15 protein-coding genes and 2 pseudogenes are annotated in these 16041 nt (G+C 63.5%); 8 read left to right on the top strand and 9 right to left on the bottom strand.

What is annotated here, in order from left to right:
- Positions 1-330 precede the first annotated feature (330 nt).
- Positions 331-498 (top strand): annotated as a pseudogene (locus ACTHNZ_RS13635) (transposase); the annotation flags it as partial.
- Here ACTHNZ_RS13635 and ACTHNZ_RS13630 read toward each other — a convergent pair.
- Positions 495-935: pseudogene (locus tag ACTHNZ_RS13630) on the bottom strand (transposase); the annotation flags it as partial. The pseudogenes ACTHNZ_RS13635 and ACTHNZ_RS13630 overlap by 4 nt on opposite strands.
- Before the next feature lie 595 nt (positions 936-1530).
- Here ACTHNZ_RS13630 and ACTHNZ_RS13625 point away from each other — a divergent pair.
- Entirely contained in the window at positions 1531-2274 is a 744-nt protein-coding gene (locus tag ACTHNZ_RS13625; RefSeq protein WP_440543029.1) for an NYN domain-containing protein, read from the top strand.
- A 127-nt stretch (positions 2275-2401) separates the two neighbouring features.
- The gene (locus ACTHNZ_RS13620; RefSeq protein ID WP_440543028.1) at positions 2402-3703 is read left to right on the top strand and encodes an autotransporter strand-loop-strand O-heptosyltransferase; all 1302 of its coding nucleotides are present in this window, start codon (positions 2402-2404) and stop codon (positions 3701-3703) included.
- Positions 3704-3751: 48 nt separating this feature from the next.
- On the opposite strand, the gene ACTHNZ_RS13615 is transcribed toward ACTHNZ_RS13620, so the two are convergent.
- The 4 genes from ACTHNZ_RS13615 to ACTHNZ_RS13600 all read right to left on the bottom strand — a co-directional run bounded on the left by ACTHNZ_RS13615 (position 3752) and on the right by ACTHNZ_RS13600 (position 6815).
- Positions 3752-4369, bottom strand: a complete 618-nt coding sequence (locus ACTHNZ_RS13615) for a hypothetical protein (protein ID WP_440543027.1) — start codon at positions 4367-4369, stop codon at positions 3752-3754.
- A gap of 526 nt (positions 4370-4895) precedes the next feature.
- Positions 4896-5432 carry a flagellar transcriptional regulator FlhC gene (gene flhC, locus ACTHNZ_RS13610; RefSeq protein ID WP_440543026.1) on the bottom strand — a complete coding sequence of 179 codons (537 nt, stop codon included), beginning with the start codon at positions 5430-5432 and terminating at the stop codon, positions 4896-4898.
- 16 nt (positions 5433-5448) lie between these two features.
- Positions 5449-5766, bottom strand: a complete 318-nt coding sequence (gene flhD / locus ACTHNZ_RS13605; RefSeq protein ID WP_440543025.1) for a flagellar transcriptional regulator FlhD — start codon at positions 5764-5766, stop codon at positions 5449-5451.
- Positions 5767-5954: 188 nt separating this feature from the next.
- Positions 5955-6815 carry a helix-turn-helix transcriptional regulator gene (locus tag ACTHNZ_RS13600; RefSeq protein ID WP_440543024.1) on the bottom strand — a complete coding sequence of 287 codons (861 nt, stop codon included), beginning with the start codon at positions 6813-6815 and terminating at the stop codon, positions 5955-5957.
- Between the two features lie 85 nt (positions 6816-6900).
- Here ACTHNZ_RS13600 and ACTHNZ_RS13595 point away from each other — a divergent pair, with 85 nt between their 5' ends.
- From ACTHNZ_RS13595 to ACTHNZ_RS13585, 3 genes are all read left to right on the top strand, one after another.
- Positions 6901-7593, top strand: a complete 693-nt coding sequence (locus ACTHNZ_RS13595; protein ID WP_440543023.1) for an aspartate/glutamate racemase family protein — start codon at positions 6901-6903, stop codon at positions 7591-7593.
- A gap of 125 nt (positions 7594-7718) precedes the next feature.
- On the top strand, positions 7719-8126 hold the full coding sequence (locus ACTHNZ_RS13590) for a heme-binding protein (RefSeq protein ID WP_440543022.1): 408 nt from the start codon (positions 7719-7721) through the stop codon (positions 8124-8126).
- A gap of 91 nt (positions 8127-8217) precedes the next feature.
- Entirely contained in the window at positions 8218-9870 is a 1653-nt protein-coding gene (locus ACTHNZ_RS13585) for an L-lactate permease (RefSeq protein WP_440543021.1), read from the top strand.
- Positions 9871-9938: 68 nt separating this feature from the next.
- Here ACTHNZ_RS13585 and ACTHNZ_RS13580 read toward each other — a convergent pair whose 3' ends face one another.
- The 3 genes from ACTHNZ_RS13580 to ACTHNZ_RS13570 all read right to left on the bottom strand — a co-directional run bounded on the left by ACTHNZ_RS13580 (position 9939) and on the right by ACTHNZ_RS13570 (position 11731).
- The gene (locus ACTHNZ_RS13580) at positions 9939-10496 is read right to left on the bottom strand and encodes a hypothetical protein (RefSeq protein ID WP_440543020.1); all 558 of its coding nucleotides are present in this window, start codon (positions 10494-10496) and stop codon (positions 9939-9941) included.
- Positions 10497-10567: 71 nt separating this feature from the next.
- A complete protein-coding gene (locus tag ACTHNZ_RS13575) occupies positions 10568-11101 on the bottom strand; it encodes a hypothetical protein (RefSeq protein ID WP_440543019.1) in 534 nt (177 codons plus the stop codon).
- Between the two features lie 102 nt (positions 11102-11203).
- Complete coding sequence (locus ACTHNZ_RS13570) at positions 11204-11731, bottom strand: hypothetical protein (protein ID WP_440543018.1); 528 nt, start codon at positions 11729-11731, stop codon at positions 11204-11206.
- 439 nt (positions 11732-12170) lie between these two features.
- On the opposite strand from ACTHNZ_RS13570, the gene ACTHNZ_RS13565 reads away from it, so the two are divergent.
- Together ACTHNZ_RS13565 and ACTHNZ_RS13560 are read left to right on the top strand one after the other, a co-directional pair.
- Positions 12171-14015: a putative bifunctional diguanylate cyclase/phosphodiesterase gene (locus tag ACTHNZ_RS13565; RefSeq protein WP_440543017.1), complete on the top strand. Its 1845-nt coding sequence runs from the start codon at positions 12171-12173 to the stop codon at positions 14013-14015.
- A gap of 132 nt (positions 14016-14147) precedes the next feature.
- Positions 14148-15290, top strand: coding sequence for a methyltransferase (locus ACTHNZ_RS13560; RefSeq protein ID WP_440543016.1), 1143 nt, complete (start codon positions 14148-14150; stop codon positions 15288-15290).
- Between the two features lie 57 nt (positions 15291-15347).
- Here the strand turns inward: ACTHNZ_RS13560 and ACTHNZ_RS13555 are convergent, their stop codons facing one another.
- Positions 15348-15671: a DNA-binding protein gene (locus ACTHNZ_RS13555; RefSeq protein WP_440543015.1), complete on the bottom strand. Its 324-nt coding sequence runs from the start codon at positions 15669-15671 to the stop codon at positions 15348-15350.
- Between the last annotated feature and the right edge of the window lie 370 nt (positions 15672-16041).

Genomic DNA, 16041 nt, shown 5'->3' with positions numbered 1-16041 from the left:
CATTGTTAGCTCCGATCCCGTGGGCGTGAGACGTTGCTCTCTCAACGTCAGTCAATTGCCCACGAGCGCGCTACTTTAACCTATCGGTCAAAGGATGCTTACGGTCTCGCGAATCGGTGCCGCTGCGTGTCGGCCGACAGTCGGTCCAGAATGCACGAGGGAAGAGCGCCGTCGACGGAAACGACGCCGCAACTGCGGCGCGATCAAGCGCGGGAGAGGTTCGCAGCTTCGAAGCTGATTCTAGTGCTCGCTGGCACGGAGCCCTGAGCTTGCCCCCGCAAGACGAATCCCTTGCTGAGCGTTTAAACTCAAGCAAGGAGAGTCAAGAAGATGAGCAAGACGACGCGGGCGCGCTACACGCTCGAATTCAAGCTGGAAGCGGTTCGGCTGGTCAAAGCCGGTCAGAGCGTTGCGGCGGTGGCTGCGACGCTGGACGTGCCGTCGCAGTCGATTTCTAACTGGGTGAAAGCTGAGCAGGAAGGCAAGCTTGGCGGGGCCGCCGCTTCCGCCAGTGCCTTCTCCTTGCGATGCAACTCTCTCTCGAGTTGCTTGATGCGCTGCTTGTCTTCTTTGGACTGCTGACGTTGCTCGCGCGCCTGCTCGGCAGCATTGGCGTTGGCGGCCACACACGAGGCTCGCCATGCGGCGATCTGCTCGGGATACAGGCCCTTGCGCCGGCAATACTCGGCCAGCTCCGCTGCGTTCAGCGGGGCAGTTTCCAATACAACGGCAAACTTGTCTTCCGAAGACCATCCTTCGGCATTCTTCCCGTCGCCAGGCACGGCCAATCCCTTTCCTTTCGCCTCGCGGCGCCACACGTACAACGTTTGCTCGGTGATCCCCGTTTCTCGCGCTAGCGCCGATACCGGCACATTTTCCGGCGGCATCATGCGACGCACCAGGGCTTCTTTTCGTTCTGCTGAGTAGGCTTTCATTCATGCCGATTCTACCGCCCCCGGACCTCGTCTAAGATTCAGACGACACGACAACTATTCTGACGCCGGGGGCGCTGCCCCGATCCTTACATGCGAGATCGCCGTCTGAGAACAAACGTTTCCAATCGAGGTGAAAGCCCCGCCTTATAAGGCTGAGGGCGTGGTATACCTCGCACGATTGGGAACGTGAGTTTTCCATAAGACATTGAAAGTGTTGGCGATTTCAGGAGCTTTGTAATCATCAGGTGGCGGGTTCGAGTCCTGCAGCCGCACCATATCTGACAAGGGGTTACGTGCTGTTTGCGTAACCCCTTCGCATTTCCAAAGAGCTTTGATCCGTTTGGGTCGCTCTACGTCGTGCGCCGAGCCCTGGCGAGCGGCAGCCCGAGTCCTGGTCATTGAAAGGTGTAGGTGCGTTCTTGCACTACAACTGAATCGGTGGTTGTTGGCGATGCCAGGCTTAGCCTTGCACAAAGTAATATCTTCCGTTACTATCGTCTGCATCCAGCCCTTGGCAGTACGCCGACGCAATCATCCAGCGCCGCGCCGAGCCCTTGGGCTTTTTTGCGTTCTGAGATCGGAAAACGAGACCCGCATGCCAACAGCGATCCTGATTGACGGGGCATTCTTCATAAAGCGTTTTCGCTCGATCGAGCCGGGCAATGCCCATGACGCGCGTCGTGCCGCGGAGTGTGCGTTCCGATGGGCATGCGCACATCTGACTCCAAGAACCAATCGCCGGAACGGGGCCGGAAATGACGAGGGTGCCGCTCGGCGGGAGGCCCGAGAGGAGCGGCGCGAGCTGTATCGAATTTTCTTCTACGATTGCCCTCCGTTGGACAAGAAGATGCACAACCCGATCAGTAAAAGGGCGATCGACTTCGGCAAATCTCCGGAGGCGGCGTTTCGTTTGGAGCTTCACGAGCATCTGAGGGGAAAGCGCAAAGTGGCGCTTCGGCTAGGGCACCTGTCGGCCGTGACGCAGTGGACGATCAAACCTGACAAGGTTGGCCTTTTGCTCGCGGGGAGGATGCAAATGTCGGATCTCACGCCAGAAGACGTGACGGTTGACGTCCGCCAGAAAGGTGTCGACATGCGGATCGGCCTAGACGTGTCATCGTTAGCGTTCAAGAAGCAGGTCGACCAGATTGTCCTGATCGCCGGCGACGCGGATTTCGTACCTGCAGCAAAACAGGCGCGACGCGAGGGTATCGATTTTGTCCTCGATCCGATGTGGCAGCGAATTCCCCCGAACCTACACGAGCATATCGACGGGAAGCGTTCCACTTGTCCCCAGTCGCCTCGGAGGGGGCAGGACCGGCCAGGCGACGTGGTATAGCTCGCCGACATACCGCGGATCGGCATAGCCTCGAAGAATCGGGCGATGCATGTGCTCCGCTCCTCAGCGAATCGCGCATAATCCGCAAACTGCCCCGACCGAGGCCGCTGTTTTCAAACGTCAGGCGATGCGCGATACCCAAACCTCCCAACCCGTTCCGCCGCCGCCACCGGCTACCGGCGCGCCAGACGTGCCGGCCACGTCATCGGCTCCGTTCAGCTCCCGCGCCCAGCCGCCGAAGCCCGCTTTCCCGCCGCCGGCCTCCGTTGCCACGCAATCCGGCCCGCACGGCATCCGCTTCGATTTCAACGACGGTTGTCGCGTCACGGTACCGGCGGGCGGTTGGCGCGTGCGACTGCGCGATGCCGACACCGACAACATCCTGTTCGAGACGGAACTCGACGCCGGCCTTGTCATGAGCACGAAGAAATACTACGTGCGCGTCTCGATCGAGGTTTGGCGCCGCGACGCGACGCCCTCCGCACCGCCCGCGTTCACCCATCACTATTGCGCCGAAGATCGGCCGGTCCTGATCCAGTTCCCGGTCGGCACGATCGGCGATATCGTCGGTTGGCTGCCCTACGCCGTGAAGTTCCAGCGCAAGCATGGCTGTCGCCTCACGTGCGCGATGTCGGACAAGCTCATCGGCCTATTTGCCGCGGCGTACCCGCACATCGAATTCATCACGCACGAGCAGGTTCACGCCGATCGGTATTACGCGACCTACAACTTCGGGTTGTTCTTCGACGATCCTGACTTCGCGCGGCAACCGTGCGACTTTCGCCTCGCCGGGCTGCATCGGACCGCGGGATACCTCCTCGGCGTCGATACGGCCGAGGAGGCGCCTCGCCTCGCGCTCGTCGACGAGCGCCGGCCGATCGAGGCACCCTACGTCGCGATCGCCGTGCAAAGCTCCACGCAGGCGAAGTACTGGAATCATCCGACGGGCTGGCGCGAGGTCGTCGCCTTTCTCATGGATCACGGCTACCGCGTGGTGTGCATCGATCAAAAGCCCACGCACGGCGCCGGCTTCGTTTGGAATCACATTCCTCATGGTGCCGAGGACGAAACAGGTGATCGGCCGCTGCAGGAACGCGTGCGATGGCTGCGCCACGCCAGCTTTTTCATCGGCCTATCGAGCGGCCTGTCGTGGCTCGCGTGGGCGGCGGGCATCCCGACGGTCCTCATCAGCGGCTTCACGCACGAGATCAACGAATTCGCGACACCCTTTCGCATCCTCAACTATCACGCGTGCAACTGTTGCTGGAACGACGTGCGCGAGCGCTTCGACCATCAAGACTTCTTTTGGTGTCCACGCCATAAGGACACGCCGCGGCAATTCGAATGCACGCGGCTCATTACGCCCGAGCAGGTGAAGGCGGCGATCAAGCGCATTCCCGGCTTTGGGCAATCGCAGCCGGTGCGGTAGGACCGCTGCGCGGTCTGCCGTGTTGATCGCGCTTGCGGGATCCGCGCGTCAGTCGTGAAGCGGACGAAGCGCCTTCGGATCGCTGAAGTTGCTGAACTCGACACCGACCCGATACGTTTGGCCGATCCGCAAGGCGGCATATGTGGCGCTCGCGGCGTCGTCGAAATGCATGAAAGGGTGCTCGCCACCGTCGGCGTCGTAGACGAACACGCCATAGCACTCGGCCGTCGCGGCGGTGGCGGTTCTTTTCATGCCGAGCACCGCGACACGGCGAACCACGGGCGGTAACGGCTGCTCGTAGGCGGTGTCACGGAGCGCATCCGACTGCGAGGGTGCGGCGCGGCGCTGCCCGAGAAGGGGATCGGCATGAAGACGATGGGCGAGCGCTTGCTCGTGCGATGCGCGATCGCGATGCGAGGCTGTCTCGGATGCGCTCGCATCCGACGTGGTGCGGGCAAGGCCCGAACGCGGCACGAACATCAGCCGCTTGCTGCGCGAAGGCAATAGCCGCTGTAAGTCGACCTGCGCGGCGCCGAGCGCGGACGGTCTTTCTCTCGCTCGTGAGGAAGATGCCTCGGGCCTTTCGTCGGTAACCTGCTGCCCGTGCTCGATGTCGGCAGCGTTCAAGGGCGCGCCCGTGCCGGTCTCGTCGAATGGTGCAGCCATTTAGCCCGTTTTTTGTGTCGTCCAAGTGAATGATGTCGATGCGTTTCTCGCAATAATTCGCAGCGATATTTTCATCTGCGTTGAGTGCGCGACCGCATATTCATCTTTTTTGTATTACAAATACGCTGGCGGTATCGTATCACTGTCTCGAGCGAATATGGACGGAAAATCGAGCAGGTAAGGCAGTCGAGCGCACCGGCTCATCCGTCGAATGAACGTACTCGTCTATCTATTATTTTCTTGATGAAGGGCGTAAAGCCGAAACATCAATTGGTACAGGCCCGAGCGCCCAGCGGTCGGATGTCCGTTGGCGATGGCTTCGCGAACGAGAAAAATCGGGGAGATGCGCGATCCCAGCCCATGCTCGAGTTGGCGCTGCTTCGCTATCCGCGTTTCGTCGGCGTGCAGTTCCTCGCGCCGGCGCCGGCCTATGCGTAGGTCGCCTTGCTCGTGCTCATGCCGGCGCGCCTCATTGGCATCGAAGGATTCGACAGCGTGGCGGCGGGAAGAGCGCGCGACAGCGAAGTCAGTGCAGCGCCGCGCTCTGGGCCTTCGCCTTCTTGCCCGCGCGCGAGGGGGGCTGACACATGACGCATGCCTTCGCGCGGGGCAGGTCGTGCTTGTACGAGACGAACTTGCCCTTGCAGCGGCAGCATTGGTGCATCTCCAGAATGCCGCCGTTGAAGAACCGCACGAGTGTCCAAGCGCGCGTCAAATCCAGATGGACGTCGAGGCCGGTGCTCGTGCAATGCTCGCGGTAGAGGCGATAGCCTTTCGTCAGCGCATCGACGTGCGAGCACCGCGCTTCCTGCTTGAGGAAGGCGTACGTGTGATAGAAGAGCGATGCGTGGATGTTGGCCTGCCACGTCATGTACCAGTCCGCGGACGAGGGCAGCATGCCCTTCGGCGGCGATTCGGATTTGACTTCGCGGTATAGGCGAATGAGGCGCTCGCGCGACAGCGAGAGTTCCGACTCGAGCACCTGCATGCGGGCGCCCAGTTCGATCAGCGCAACGGCGCGCGAGACTTCGTGAGCTTCTTCGATCAGGCTGGTCTTCGGCATGGCTGTTCTCGCTCGGTTAGGCGAATTGGCGGGCGCTTTGGGCGGCGAGCAGAATCGCCGCGTGCGTGGCGGCCACATCGAGGCCGTTTTCGGTGGTCGTCAGTGCCTTCAACATCTCAGCGTCGTCGAAGCGGAAATCACAGACGATGTCGTCGGCTTGCGCGACCTTGATCGTCTGCGCGGGCGTGAGCATGTGGAGCAAGTCAGCCATTTGCGCGGACAAGCCGAGCTTGAACAACCCCTCGGCGTAATCCTCGTTGAGCATGTGCTGCGCAAGCATCAGATACGACAGGTTGATCTCGCGTATCGATTCGAGCACTTCGCGGTCGTCCACTTTATCCTCCGCCACCGGAAACGAATGGCATGCGCCGGAATCGGGCCGCTTTCACATCGCGGCGTAGTGCATGCGTCGGATGAAAGTATTGTTCATATCGTTGCGCGCTCCAATCAGCGGCGGCGGAACATGGTGTCGTCCACGCCGCTGTCTCTGTCAGCGTTTTCCTACGTGGGCAGGTACACCGTTCAGGCGAGGCCTTGCCGCAGGCGCCGATACTGCGCCGGGGTCAAACCGAACGTGCGTTTGAAGGCGTTGCCGAAGTGCGACTGATGAGAAAAGCCGCATGCCAGAGCGATGTCGATCAGCGGCCGGTCGGGATCGGCGAGCAGGTGCCGCGCGGCTTGGAGGCGCCGCTCGGTGAGAAAGGCGTGCGGGGTCAGACCGACAGCCGCGGTGAAACCGCGCAGGAAGGCGAGTGGCGATTGGCTCGTCATCGCGGCCAATTCCTCGAGGGCGAGCGGTTGTGCGAACGCGTCCGCGATCCGTTCCAGTGCGCCGGCATAGAGGCGGGCATCATCGCGGGCGACATGAGCGCGACGGCCGGCGCGCAGCGGTGCATCATGGGCCGATGCCGCCCCCAATGCGGCCAGGCGCCAGGCCATGTCTTCGATCGAAGTCTCGTCGAGCGTCGGCGCGAGTAGCGCGCGGCGGATTTCCCGCGCGAGGGTGAAGGCTGCCCTGGCACCGGAAACGCAAATGCGCGTGCGCTCGTGGTGGCCACCGCCATCGCCGCCGGTCGCCTCGATGGCGGTGGCGCACCGCAATACGACGTATTCGCCGCCCGTCGGCGATTCCGAGAAGATATCGATTCCGGGCGGCGTCACGGCGAGCGTGCCCGGCCAGCGGTCGAACGGCTCGCGGCGGTCCGAGCCGATCGAGTGGACGCCGGTTTGGCGCTCGAGCGCGACGCCGATCGAGCCCGTATGAGCCGGATCGTGCGCGCTGTACGGCGCACGCGGCAACAACTGCAGCGTCATCCGGCCGGCGGCCAACGAAATGGGCTGGTCCGCGTGCCGGCCGATCCGATCGGCTCGATCCGTAGTCACGTTTGAAATTTCTTGATAGACGGTGCCGCCGCCGCCGGAAGATGCTCCTCGTTCGTTAGGCGACAACCTTGTGGAGGCTGGAACGATGCGAACGATCGGCTTGATCGGCGGAATGAGTTGGGAGTCTTCCGCCGAATACTATCGAATCCTGAATCAAGCGGCGAGAGCGCGGTTGGGTCCTTTGCGCTCGGCGCAGATCCTCATGCACAGCGTCGATTTCGGCCCCATCGAGCGGGCGCAGCACGAGGGCCGATGGGGCGACGCCGCGGACATCTTGCAAGACGCGGCGCGCCGGCTGCATGCGGGCGGGGCCGATTGCATCGTCTTGTGCACGAACACGATGCACAAGGTGGCGCGCGAGATAGCGCGGAGCGTGCCGATTCCTTTCCTTCATATCGGCGATCCGGTCGGCCGCGCATGCGTGGACCACGGATGGCGCGACGTCGGTTTGCTCGGCACGGGATTCACCATGCGCGAGCCGTTTCTCATCGACTACATGCGCGAGCATTTCGACGTGCGGATGATCGTGCCGTCTGGCCCCGAATGCGATCTCGTTCATCGCGTGATCTACGAGGAGCTCTGCGCGGGGATCGTCGACGAGGCGTCGCGCCGCGCCTATGTGCGGATCATCGATTCGCTCGCGCAGCGGGGGGCGAGCGCGATCGTGCTCGGCTGCACGGAGATCGAACTGTTGATTACGCAAGCGGACAGTCCGCTGCCGGTGCTCGACACGACGCAACTTCATGCAATGGCGGCCCTCGAGTTCGCGCTGGGCTAGCGCGTGTAAGATGTTCGGTATTCGTTCACGCAACTTCCGGGCAAGCGCAAGCTTGCGACAATGGGCACGGCGCGCTGCGCCGTACCGGCGTCGCACTTCCTTCGACCTTTCAGGAGAGTTGATTGATGCAAACGAAACCCGTACTTGGGCTCGCCGAAGCGAACAAGATCATCGAAACCGCCCGCGCCGAAGCTCACAAGCATGGCTGGAACGTGGCGATTGCGCTGGTCGACGACGGCGGCCACCCGCTCGCGCTGACGCGCTTGGACGGCGCCTCGCCGATCAGCGCTTACATGGCCACCGAAAAAGCGCGCACCGCCGCGCTGGGCCGGCGCGAATCGAAAGCCTATGAAGACATGATCAACGGCGGGCGTTACGCATTCCTGAGCGCGCCGCTGATCAAAGGCACGCTCGAGGGCGGCGTGCCGGTCGTCGTCGACGGCCACGTAGTAGGCGCGGTCGGTGTTTCGGGCGTCAAGTCCGAGCAAGACGCGCATGTGGCCAACGCGGCCGCCCGCAGTATCGAAGGCTAGCCCGGAACCCGCCGACGGATCGATGCCGCGGACCGGGTTGTGCCAACGGGTATCGATGTCCGTCCGATAACGACTATTCGAAGGAGACAGCATGGACCCTACCGTGGCGCTTCCACCCGGAACGTTGTTCGCGCAACCGCTTACCCCCGTCGGTCATTCCCTCTTACTTTCGTTCATCGTCGCTGCACTGCCGATCGCGGCGGCGTTGATCATGCTCGGCGTCTTGCGGCGCCCGGCGTGGCAAGCTTCGTTGGCCGGGTTGATCGTCGGCCTCATCGTGGCGATCGCCGTATGGGGCATGCCGGCCGGCCTCGCTTTCAACGCCGTCGCGGCGGGGATGGCGCTCGCGCTCGTGCCGGTGATGTGGATCGTATTCAATGCACTGCTGCTCTACAACATTGCCGTTACGACAGGGCGATTCGATCAATTTCGGCAATGGATGCTCGATAACTTGCCCGACGATCGGCGGCTCGTTTTGCTGGTCGTGGCGTTCTCGTTCGGATGCTTGCTCGAAGGCATCGCCGGCTTCGGCACGCCGGTCGCGATCACGAGCGCGCTATTGATCGCGCTCGGCTTTCCCGCGCTCGAAGCGTTGACGTACACGCTGATCTTCAACACCGCGCCGGTCGCGTTCGGCGCGTTGGGCGTGCCGATTACCGTGCTCGGCGCCGTGACGTCGCTGCCTGCCGCGACGCTGGGCGCCATGGTCGGCCGCCAGTTGCCGTTCTTCGCGCTGTTGCTGCCGTTTTACGTCATCGGTTTCTACGGGGGCGTGCGCTCGATCGGCAGGCTCTGGCCGGCGCTGCTGGTCTCGGGCGGCAGCTTCGCGCTCGCGCAGTTCGTGACGTCGAATTACCTCGGCTATCAACTCACCGACGTCCTGTCATCATTGACTTCGCTGATCGTGACGATCGGATTCCTCAAGTTTTGGCATCCCGCGCCCGACGTGCAGTTCGCGATCGCGCGCAGCGGCGCGGCCTCGATGCGAGCGGATTCGCCGCGGGGGCGTTCCGCGTGGGGCGGCTGGGTGCCGTGGATCGTCGTGTCGGTCATCGTCATCGTTTGGGTGCATGCCGGCATCGCGATGATCGGCGACACCAAGATCAAATGGCCGGGGCTGCACAATGCGGTCTACGTCTCGCTGTATCACAAGTCTTATGCGGCGATCTGGGACTTCCAGCCGCTCGGCACGGGCACGGCGATTCTGCTCGCGGCGATCGTCACGGCCGCGTGGTCGCGCATGGGAATCGGCGAATTTTTCTCGTGCGTCGCGGTAACGTGGCGGCAAACGCGCATCGCCATCGCGACGGTGATGATGATCGTCGGGCTCGGCTATCTGCTCAACTATTCGGGCATGAGCTATACGCTCGGCATGGGCGTGGCATCGACGGGGGCGCTGTTTCCGCTCGTCTCCGCCTCGCTCGGCTGGATCGCCGTGTTCCTGTCGGGCAGCGATACGTCGGGCAATGCGCTGTTCGGCAATCTGCAGGTGGTCGCGGCCCGGCAGTTGGGGCTGGACCCGGTGCTGATGGCCGCGACGAATTCCTCGGGTGGGGTGATGGGCAAGATGATCTCGCCTCAGAACATCGCGACCGGTGTCTCGACGACCGACCTCAAAGGCCAGGAGGGTTTCGTGTTCGCGCGCACGTTCTGGCATAGCGTGTTCTTGACGCTGTTGCTCGGCTTGCTCGTGTTCTTGCAGCAGCACGTATTGACTTGGATGATTCCGGCCGCGCAGCAATAGGCGCGGCGGGCGCCGCTTTCTCGCGTGTTCGCGCGGGTTGCGGCGCGCAGGCGCTAGGGGTAGCGGCGCTACGCGGGGCCGCTCGTGCATTCGCTGACGGTGCACGGGGCGTCTTCGATCACGGGCACGCTGCGCACGGCCAGCGCGCGCCCCGGCATGTGCTTGAGCATCGTGTCGATGGTCGCTCCGCCGAAATTGCGGCCCCACGCCATCGCTGACGAACGCTCGGTGCTCGACCAGTACCAATCCGTCTGATCGAACGTATCCGGCATCGTGACGTTGAGGGCATCGAGCTCGCGCTGCGACGGCAGGTGGAAGTCGTCGTGGCCGTCTTGCTCGTAGCTCCATGCAAAGCGGGCCGCATGATGAAAGTGCGATGCGACCTTGCAATCGATGAGAGCGCGCGTATTCGCATAGCCGTCGGCGCGGTCGTGCGCGCCGTTTTCCACGTCGCCGGACCCGCCCCAGGGGACATCGATCGCTTGATCGTCGGCGACGATCAGCACGCGCGGGTGGTTTCCTTCGTAGTCGGGAATCACGCCGGCGTAAAGCCCGCCTTGACCACGCCAGTATTCGCCGAGCTTCGGCGCGTCGGCTAGCCGTACGCCGTGGGAGGTATCGCTCAAGGTTGCACCTCGTCGTTGATGAGTTCGGGTTGATGAAGCGTTGCTGCGATCATTCGCGCGGCGTGCATCCCTTAGGCGGTGATTTCCTGGTTTGCCACCGGTATCGTACGGACGGGCCGTGCGCGCGCTTTCATCTGCTTGAACAGTTGCGGCAGATCGACGTCGCCAAAATTGCGGCCGTGGGCCATCAGGCTCGATTGTTCGGTACTGGACCAATACCAATCGCTGGCATCGAATCGGTCGGGGATCGTTTGATAAGCGACGTCGAGTTCCCGCTGGGCCGGCAGATAAAAATCCCGATGGCCGTCTTTTTCGTATTCCGCTGCGAAGCGCGCCGCCTCGTGATCGTGAGAGAACGAACGACAGGCCGCCAAAAGCGCCGTGTTCATCGCGCCGTTGTCGCGATCGAGCGCCCCCGTTTCGTTCGAGCCGAACCCACCCCACGTCAGATCGGCCGCCTCGTCCGTCGCGACGATCAAAAAGCGCGGCTGCGTGCCGACGTAGTCGGGCACGATGCCCGCATAGATGCCGCCTTGCCCTTCCCAATACTGGCCGATGGCGGGCGCGTCGGCCACGGTTAGACGTTGCGTTGCGGTTTCGGTCATGTCGCGGGTTCTCCTTTCTTGTTGCCGCGGTCGAGCGCGGACGGTTGAGCGGAGTCGCGATCTTCGCGTGATCGCGGTTGCGATCACGCGTTTCCTCGATTTTTAGGACGATGTGACCGTGTCGCGCTCGGACACGAAGATGCGTCTCACCGCGCGCGCGTGCCCGTACAGATAGGACTTGAACGTTTGCTTCAGCGGCATGCTGTTGAAGTTGGCGCCCCGCGCTTCGGTGGGCGAATGTTCCGTGCTCGACCAGTACCATTGCGAGCGCGAAAACTGATCGGGCAACGAGGCGGCGGCCATGGCAAGCTCACGCTCGGAGGGGAGGTAGAAATCCGTCTGACCGTCCTTCTGGTAGTCGGCTGCCCAACGGGCAGCGGGGTGCCGGTGACCGCATTGCAGGAGATGGTCGGTATTTTCCGCGCCGTTGCTTTCGCTTCTTGCCGATGAATCCGACTGGGCATATCCGCCCCATTCGACATCGACGGCTTCGTCGGCCGAGAGCAATAGATGATAGGGCTGGGTACCCTCATAGTCGGGCATGATACCTGCGTAGATTCCGCCTTGCCCCGCCCAATATTCGCCCACGCGGGGCGTTCCGGCAATGGGATGCCGTTCGAACTCGATCATCGTTCGTACTCCTCACTTTTCTGGTAGGAAAGGGCGTCGACTGATCGAGGAGGAAATTCCTTCCGATGACGGGGAGGGTGCCGCGCGGGCAATGGGTTTGCCGTGAGACGATGCCTCCCATTCGTCGCTGCGAAACGTCGATGGCGGACATGCACCTTCGTTCGCCGACGGTGCGCCATGCAGCGTTTTTCGTTTGGTACGATGGGCTGCGGCACGGTGCGCCGCGAATGATGCACTGCTATGCGTGGGCGCAATCTTTTGTCTAAACTTTTAGGACGAATGGCCGTTAGCACAATGAACACGTCGCTTCCCGATGTGCGGCGGCGCCAGGCCGGCGCTTCCGCGCTGCACTACTCTCGACATGCACCATGAGTCGCCACGGCTGACCACGGCACCTCTCGTCTATCGCGCGGAAAACTCGCGCAAAGGCGCGAGATTCGTGCGCCGCATCTACGTGCTGCGGCTCTTCGGCTATGCGGTCGGCTTTTTTCCGTTGCTGCTTTTGCTGCACACGCAGCATGCGCACGCATGGGCGATCGCCGCCGTCGCGAGCGTCTGTTTCGTCTGGCCCCACCTCGCCTATCTGCACGTACGCAACGCTCGCCACCCTCTGCTGCGCGAGCGCTGGAATTTCATGATCGACTCGATCAACGGCGGCTGGTTCGTCGCGGCCGTGCATTTCGCGCCGATTGCCTCTGTCGTCGTCTTTCTGATGTTCTGGATCGACAACATGGCCGCGGGGGGATGGCGGCTGTTCGGCTATGGGTTGATCGCCACGGCATTGGGTGCCGGAGCCGGTCTCGTCGTTTTCGGGCCGCACGTCGAACGTGAGATGGCGCTTCACATCGCGGCCGCATGGGTGCCGGTCGTTCTTTGCTATCCGCTCGTGCTCGCCAAGACGACACACGACGTCTACATGAAGCTCACCGAGCGCTCGGCGCGGCTGCGTGAGCTCAGCGAGCGCGACAGCCTTACCGGCTTGTCGAACCGGATGACGATCACGGCGAAGCTGCAGGCGATGATGACGCGCTCGCAACATCTGCACGTGCTGTTCATCGATCTCGATGCGTTCAAGACGGTCAACGATGCGCTCGGGCACAACGTCGGCGATCGGCTGCTCGTCGAGGTCGCCTCCCGGCTCGCGCTGTGTGCGGGGCACGACGCGCTCGCGGCTCGCTATGGGGGCGATGAGTTTGTCATCGTGCGCGAGCTGGACGGGGGCGAATCCTACGACGCCCTCGCCGCGGCGGTGCTCCAAGCGTTGGCGGAGCCGATCGTCGTGGGCGAGCACGAGCTCGTGGTCGGCGCGAGCATCGGCATCAGCATGTTTCCCGAGGACGGCGACGACGCCGAAGCGCTGATTCGCGCGGCCGACATGGCGATGTACGTGGCCAAGGGGCGCGGGCGCAACTGCTTCGAGTTCTATCGCCACCGGATGCGCAGCGATGCCGACGCGCGGCTCAAGTTATCGGGGCGCTTGAGGAAGGCCATCGAAGGCGGCAAGCTGCACTTGAACTTTCAGCCGCAAGTCGACATGCGCACCGGAGAAGTACGCGGGCTCGAAGCGCTCGTGCGCTGGCGCGACGACGACCACGGGATCATGAACCCCGCCGATTTCGTCGCGGTGGCCGAGGCGTCGGGGCTCGTGGCTCAACTCGGCGAATGGGTGCTGCGTGCTGCCTGCAAGCAGGTTGCCGCGTGGCGCGAGTTGCAGGCCAAGCCGATTCCGATTTCCGTGAACGTCTCGCCGCTCCAACTGCTGCGGGGCGACATCGTCGCGACGTTTCGGCGCGTCATCGAGGAAACGGGCATGGATCCTTCCCTGCTCGAGCTCGAGGTGACCGAAACGGCGCTGATGAAGAACCCCGAAGCATCGGCGCGCCGGCTCGCCGAATTCCGGCGCGGCGGCATGCGGGTGGCAATCGACGATTTCGGCATGGGCTATTCGAGCCTCGGGCAGCTGCGTGCGTTGCCCGTCGATCGGATCAAGATCGATCGCGCGTTCGTGCGCGGCATCGGCGCCGGCGATTCGGGCGCGATCGCCACCGCCGTCGTGACGCTGGCCCGCGCATTCGGGCTCGACGTCATCGCGGAAGGCGTCGAGACGCCCGCGCAGCGCGCATTCCTCCTCGAACTCGGCTGCGTCGATGCGCAAGGGTTTCTGTTCAGCAAGCCGCTCGACGCCGATGCGGCGACGCGCCTGTTGCTTCAAGGCGCGGTGTTGCCGCTGCCGGCGGGCGCGAGCATGGCTGGCAAGCGGCGCGGCGTAGCGGCGGCGCAGTGACGGCACAGTGACGGCACTGCGAGGGAAAAACGCCCGCGTGGCCTGCATCGATGCAAAAGCGCGGTATCGTGTCGGGTTGCCGGGCGGGCGTATCATCCGCCCGCGTTCCATTGCCTTTTCGCTATCCGCTTCGTGACTACAGACCCGACCGTTCCCACCCTCCATTGGACCGACGGCGCGCTCGAGCTCAGCGCGCGCTGGCGTGCCGAAAGCGGCGTCGCGCCGCCGCGGCGCGTCGTCCTAGCGGACGACCGCATGACGGCCGACGCAGCCTATCGCCAGGCCAGCGAAGGCGTTGCGCTGCTTTGGCAGGGCGATTTTCAAAACGCGCGCCAGCTTTTGCAGGCCATGGCGCGCCGAATCGACCGCAAGCGGCGCAAGCCGCCTGCGTCGCCGCTCGATGCGTTCAACGCGCATCGGCAGGCTCAGGCGCAACGCGCGCGTACGCTCGGCATGCTCTTGATTCCGCTCGATGCGGACTATTCGATTCCCTTGCGCCGCGCACCGGAGGTGAAGCAGGCCTGCTCGGAGGTGTATGGCGAACCGGGCGCACCGGCCGGCGAATCGTCGGTCGTTTCTCTGCGGGAATTGCTCGGATTGATCGGCGCGCATGAATGGCGCAAGAAGGGCGTCGAGATCGGCGCGCTTGGTGATCGCATTCATCCGCACTACGGCGTGTTCTCGCCCGTGCGCGGCGAGTATGTCGATCTCGTCGCGAGGGCGCCGCTGCCGTCGCGCTCGCTCGCATTCGACATCGGGACGGGCACCGGCGTACTCGCGGCCGTGCTGGCCAAGCGAGGCGTCGAGCGCGTCGTCGCGACCGATGCGGATCCGCGCGCACTGGCCTGCGCGCGCGAAAACGTCGCCCGCCTCGGATTTACCGAACGCGTCCAGGTATGCGAGGCCGATCTGTTTCCGCCGGGGCGCGCACCGCTCGTCGTCTGCAATCCGCCGTGGCTCCCGGCTCGCCCGAGCTCACCGATCGAGCGGGCGGTATACGATCCCGATAGCGGTATGCTGCGAGGGTTTTTGAACGGCCTCGCCGCGCACCTGGAGCCGGGAGGCGAAGGATGGTTGATCTTGTCCGATTTCGCCGAGCATTTGGGATTGCGCTCGCGCGAGGCATTGCACACCATGATCGATATGGCGGGATTGAAGGTAGTCGGTCGAGACGATATCCGGCCGGTGCATCCGAAGGCGGCGGACCCGTCGGATCCGTTGTATCGCGCGCGCTCGCTCGAGACGACCTCCCTCTGGCGGCTCGGAGCGAAGTAAAGGGATGCAGGCCGCGGCGCCGGGCGGCGCGCGGAGGGTGGATGCTTCGGCGATCGCTCAGCCCGGGTAGGCTTCGTCCACCTTCAATCCGGCGAGCTTGAAGATGACGCGCAATGTCTGCGGGCGGATCTCGCGCCGAGAGGCGAGTGTCGTCAAGATGAAGTCGACGACTTTCGCGTACTTGAGCAGCGTGAGCAGCGACTCTAGGCCGGGTTCCGTATCGCGCATCGATTCGGCGAGCCGCAGCATTTCCACGGAAATGTCGCGCGCCATCTCGAGCTCCAGTTGCTGCTTCTCCGACCAGCCCGTCGGCGGCGTCAGGAGATTGGCGAGCATCGCTTGAAACTTCTGCTCCGCGTCTCCGTTGGGTATCGTAGCCATTGCTGTTGTCCTTTCGTCAACTTTGCCTGCTCGCCGTCCGCTCGAGGCCGTCGCCCGGCGTTGCCGCTGCCACGTAACGTTACGTAACATATCGGCACGCCTGCGCGCGCTGTGTGCTGCCTGCGGCTTCCACGCTCACGTCGTTCGCCGCCCCCCCGGTCAGGGCACTGCGTATGCTCGGGCCGCCCGGGACGTGCCACGCGGTGTGTTGCCGCCCCGGCCGGGCCAGATTCGAACGCTGATGCGGCTTGGCAATTGCCCGGACTGAAAAAATGGGTCCGCGCGTCCATGCATAAACTGTTCCTGCGTTTTCCGGGCGTCTGTCGCGCTTTTCGGTAAACTGACGCGATTGTTTCTGCGCTTCTGTAGG

This window comes from Trinickia sp., assembly GCF_051953955.1.
In the GTDB taxonomy this organism is placed as follows: Bacteria; Pseudomonadota; Gammaproteobacteria; order Burkholderiales; family Burkholderiaceae; genus Trinickia.
This window is presented reverse-complemented; position numbering and strand designations above follow the sequence as displayed.

Coding starts and splice junctions, on each gene's coding strand:
- ACTHNZ_RS13555 (WP_440543015.1), bottom strand. CDS start 15,671: ATGGCTACGATACCCAACGGAGACGCGGAGCAGAAGTTTCAAGCGATG.
- ACTHNZ_RS13570 (WP_440543018.1), bottom strand. CDS start 11,731: ATGATCGAGTTCGAACGGCATCCCATTGCCGGAACGCCCCGCGTGGGC.
- ACTHNZ_RS13625 (WP_440543029.1), top strand. CDS start 1,531: ATGCCAACAGCGATCCTGATTGACGGGGCATTCTTCATAAAGCGTTTT.
- ACTHNZ_RS13615 (WP_440543027.1), bottom strand. CDS start 4,369: ATGGCTGCACCATTCGACGAGACCGGCACGGGCGCGCCCTTGAACGCT.
- flhC (WP_440543026.1), bottom strand. CDS start 5,432: ATGCCGAAGACCAGCCTGATCGAAGAAGCTCACGAAGTCTCGCGCGCC.
- ACTHNZ_RS13585 (WP_440543021.1), top strand. CDS start 8,218: ATGGACCCTACCGTGGCGCTTCCACCCGGAACGTTGTTCGCGCAACCG.
- ACTHNZ_RS13575 (WP_440543019.1), bottom strand. CDS start 11,101: ATGACCGAAACCGCAACGCAACGTCTAACCGTGGCCGACGCGCCCGCC.
- ACTHNZ_RS13620 (WP_440543028.1), top strand. CDS start 2,402: ATGCGCGATACCCAAACCTCCCAACCCGTTCCGCCGCCGCCACCGGCT.
- ACTHNZ_RS13595 (WP_440543023.1), top strand. CDS start 6,901: ATGCGAACGATCGGCTTGATCGGCGGAATGAGTTGGGAGTCTTCCGCC.
- ACTHNZ_RS13590 (WP_440543022.1), top strand. CDS start 7,719: ATGCAAACGAAACCCGTACTTGGGCTCGCCGAAGCGAACAAGATCATC.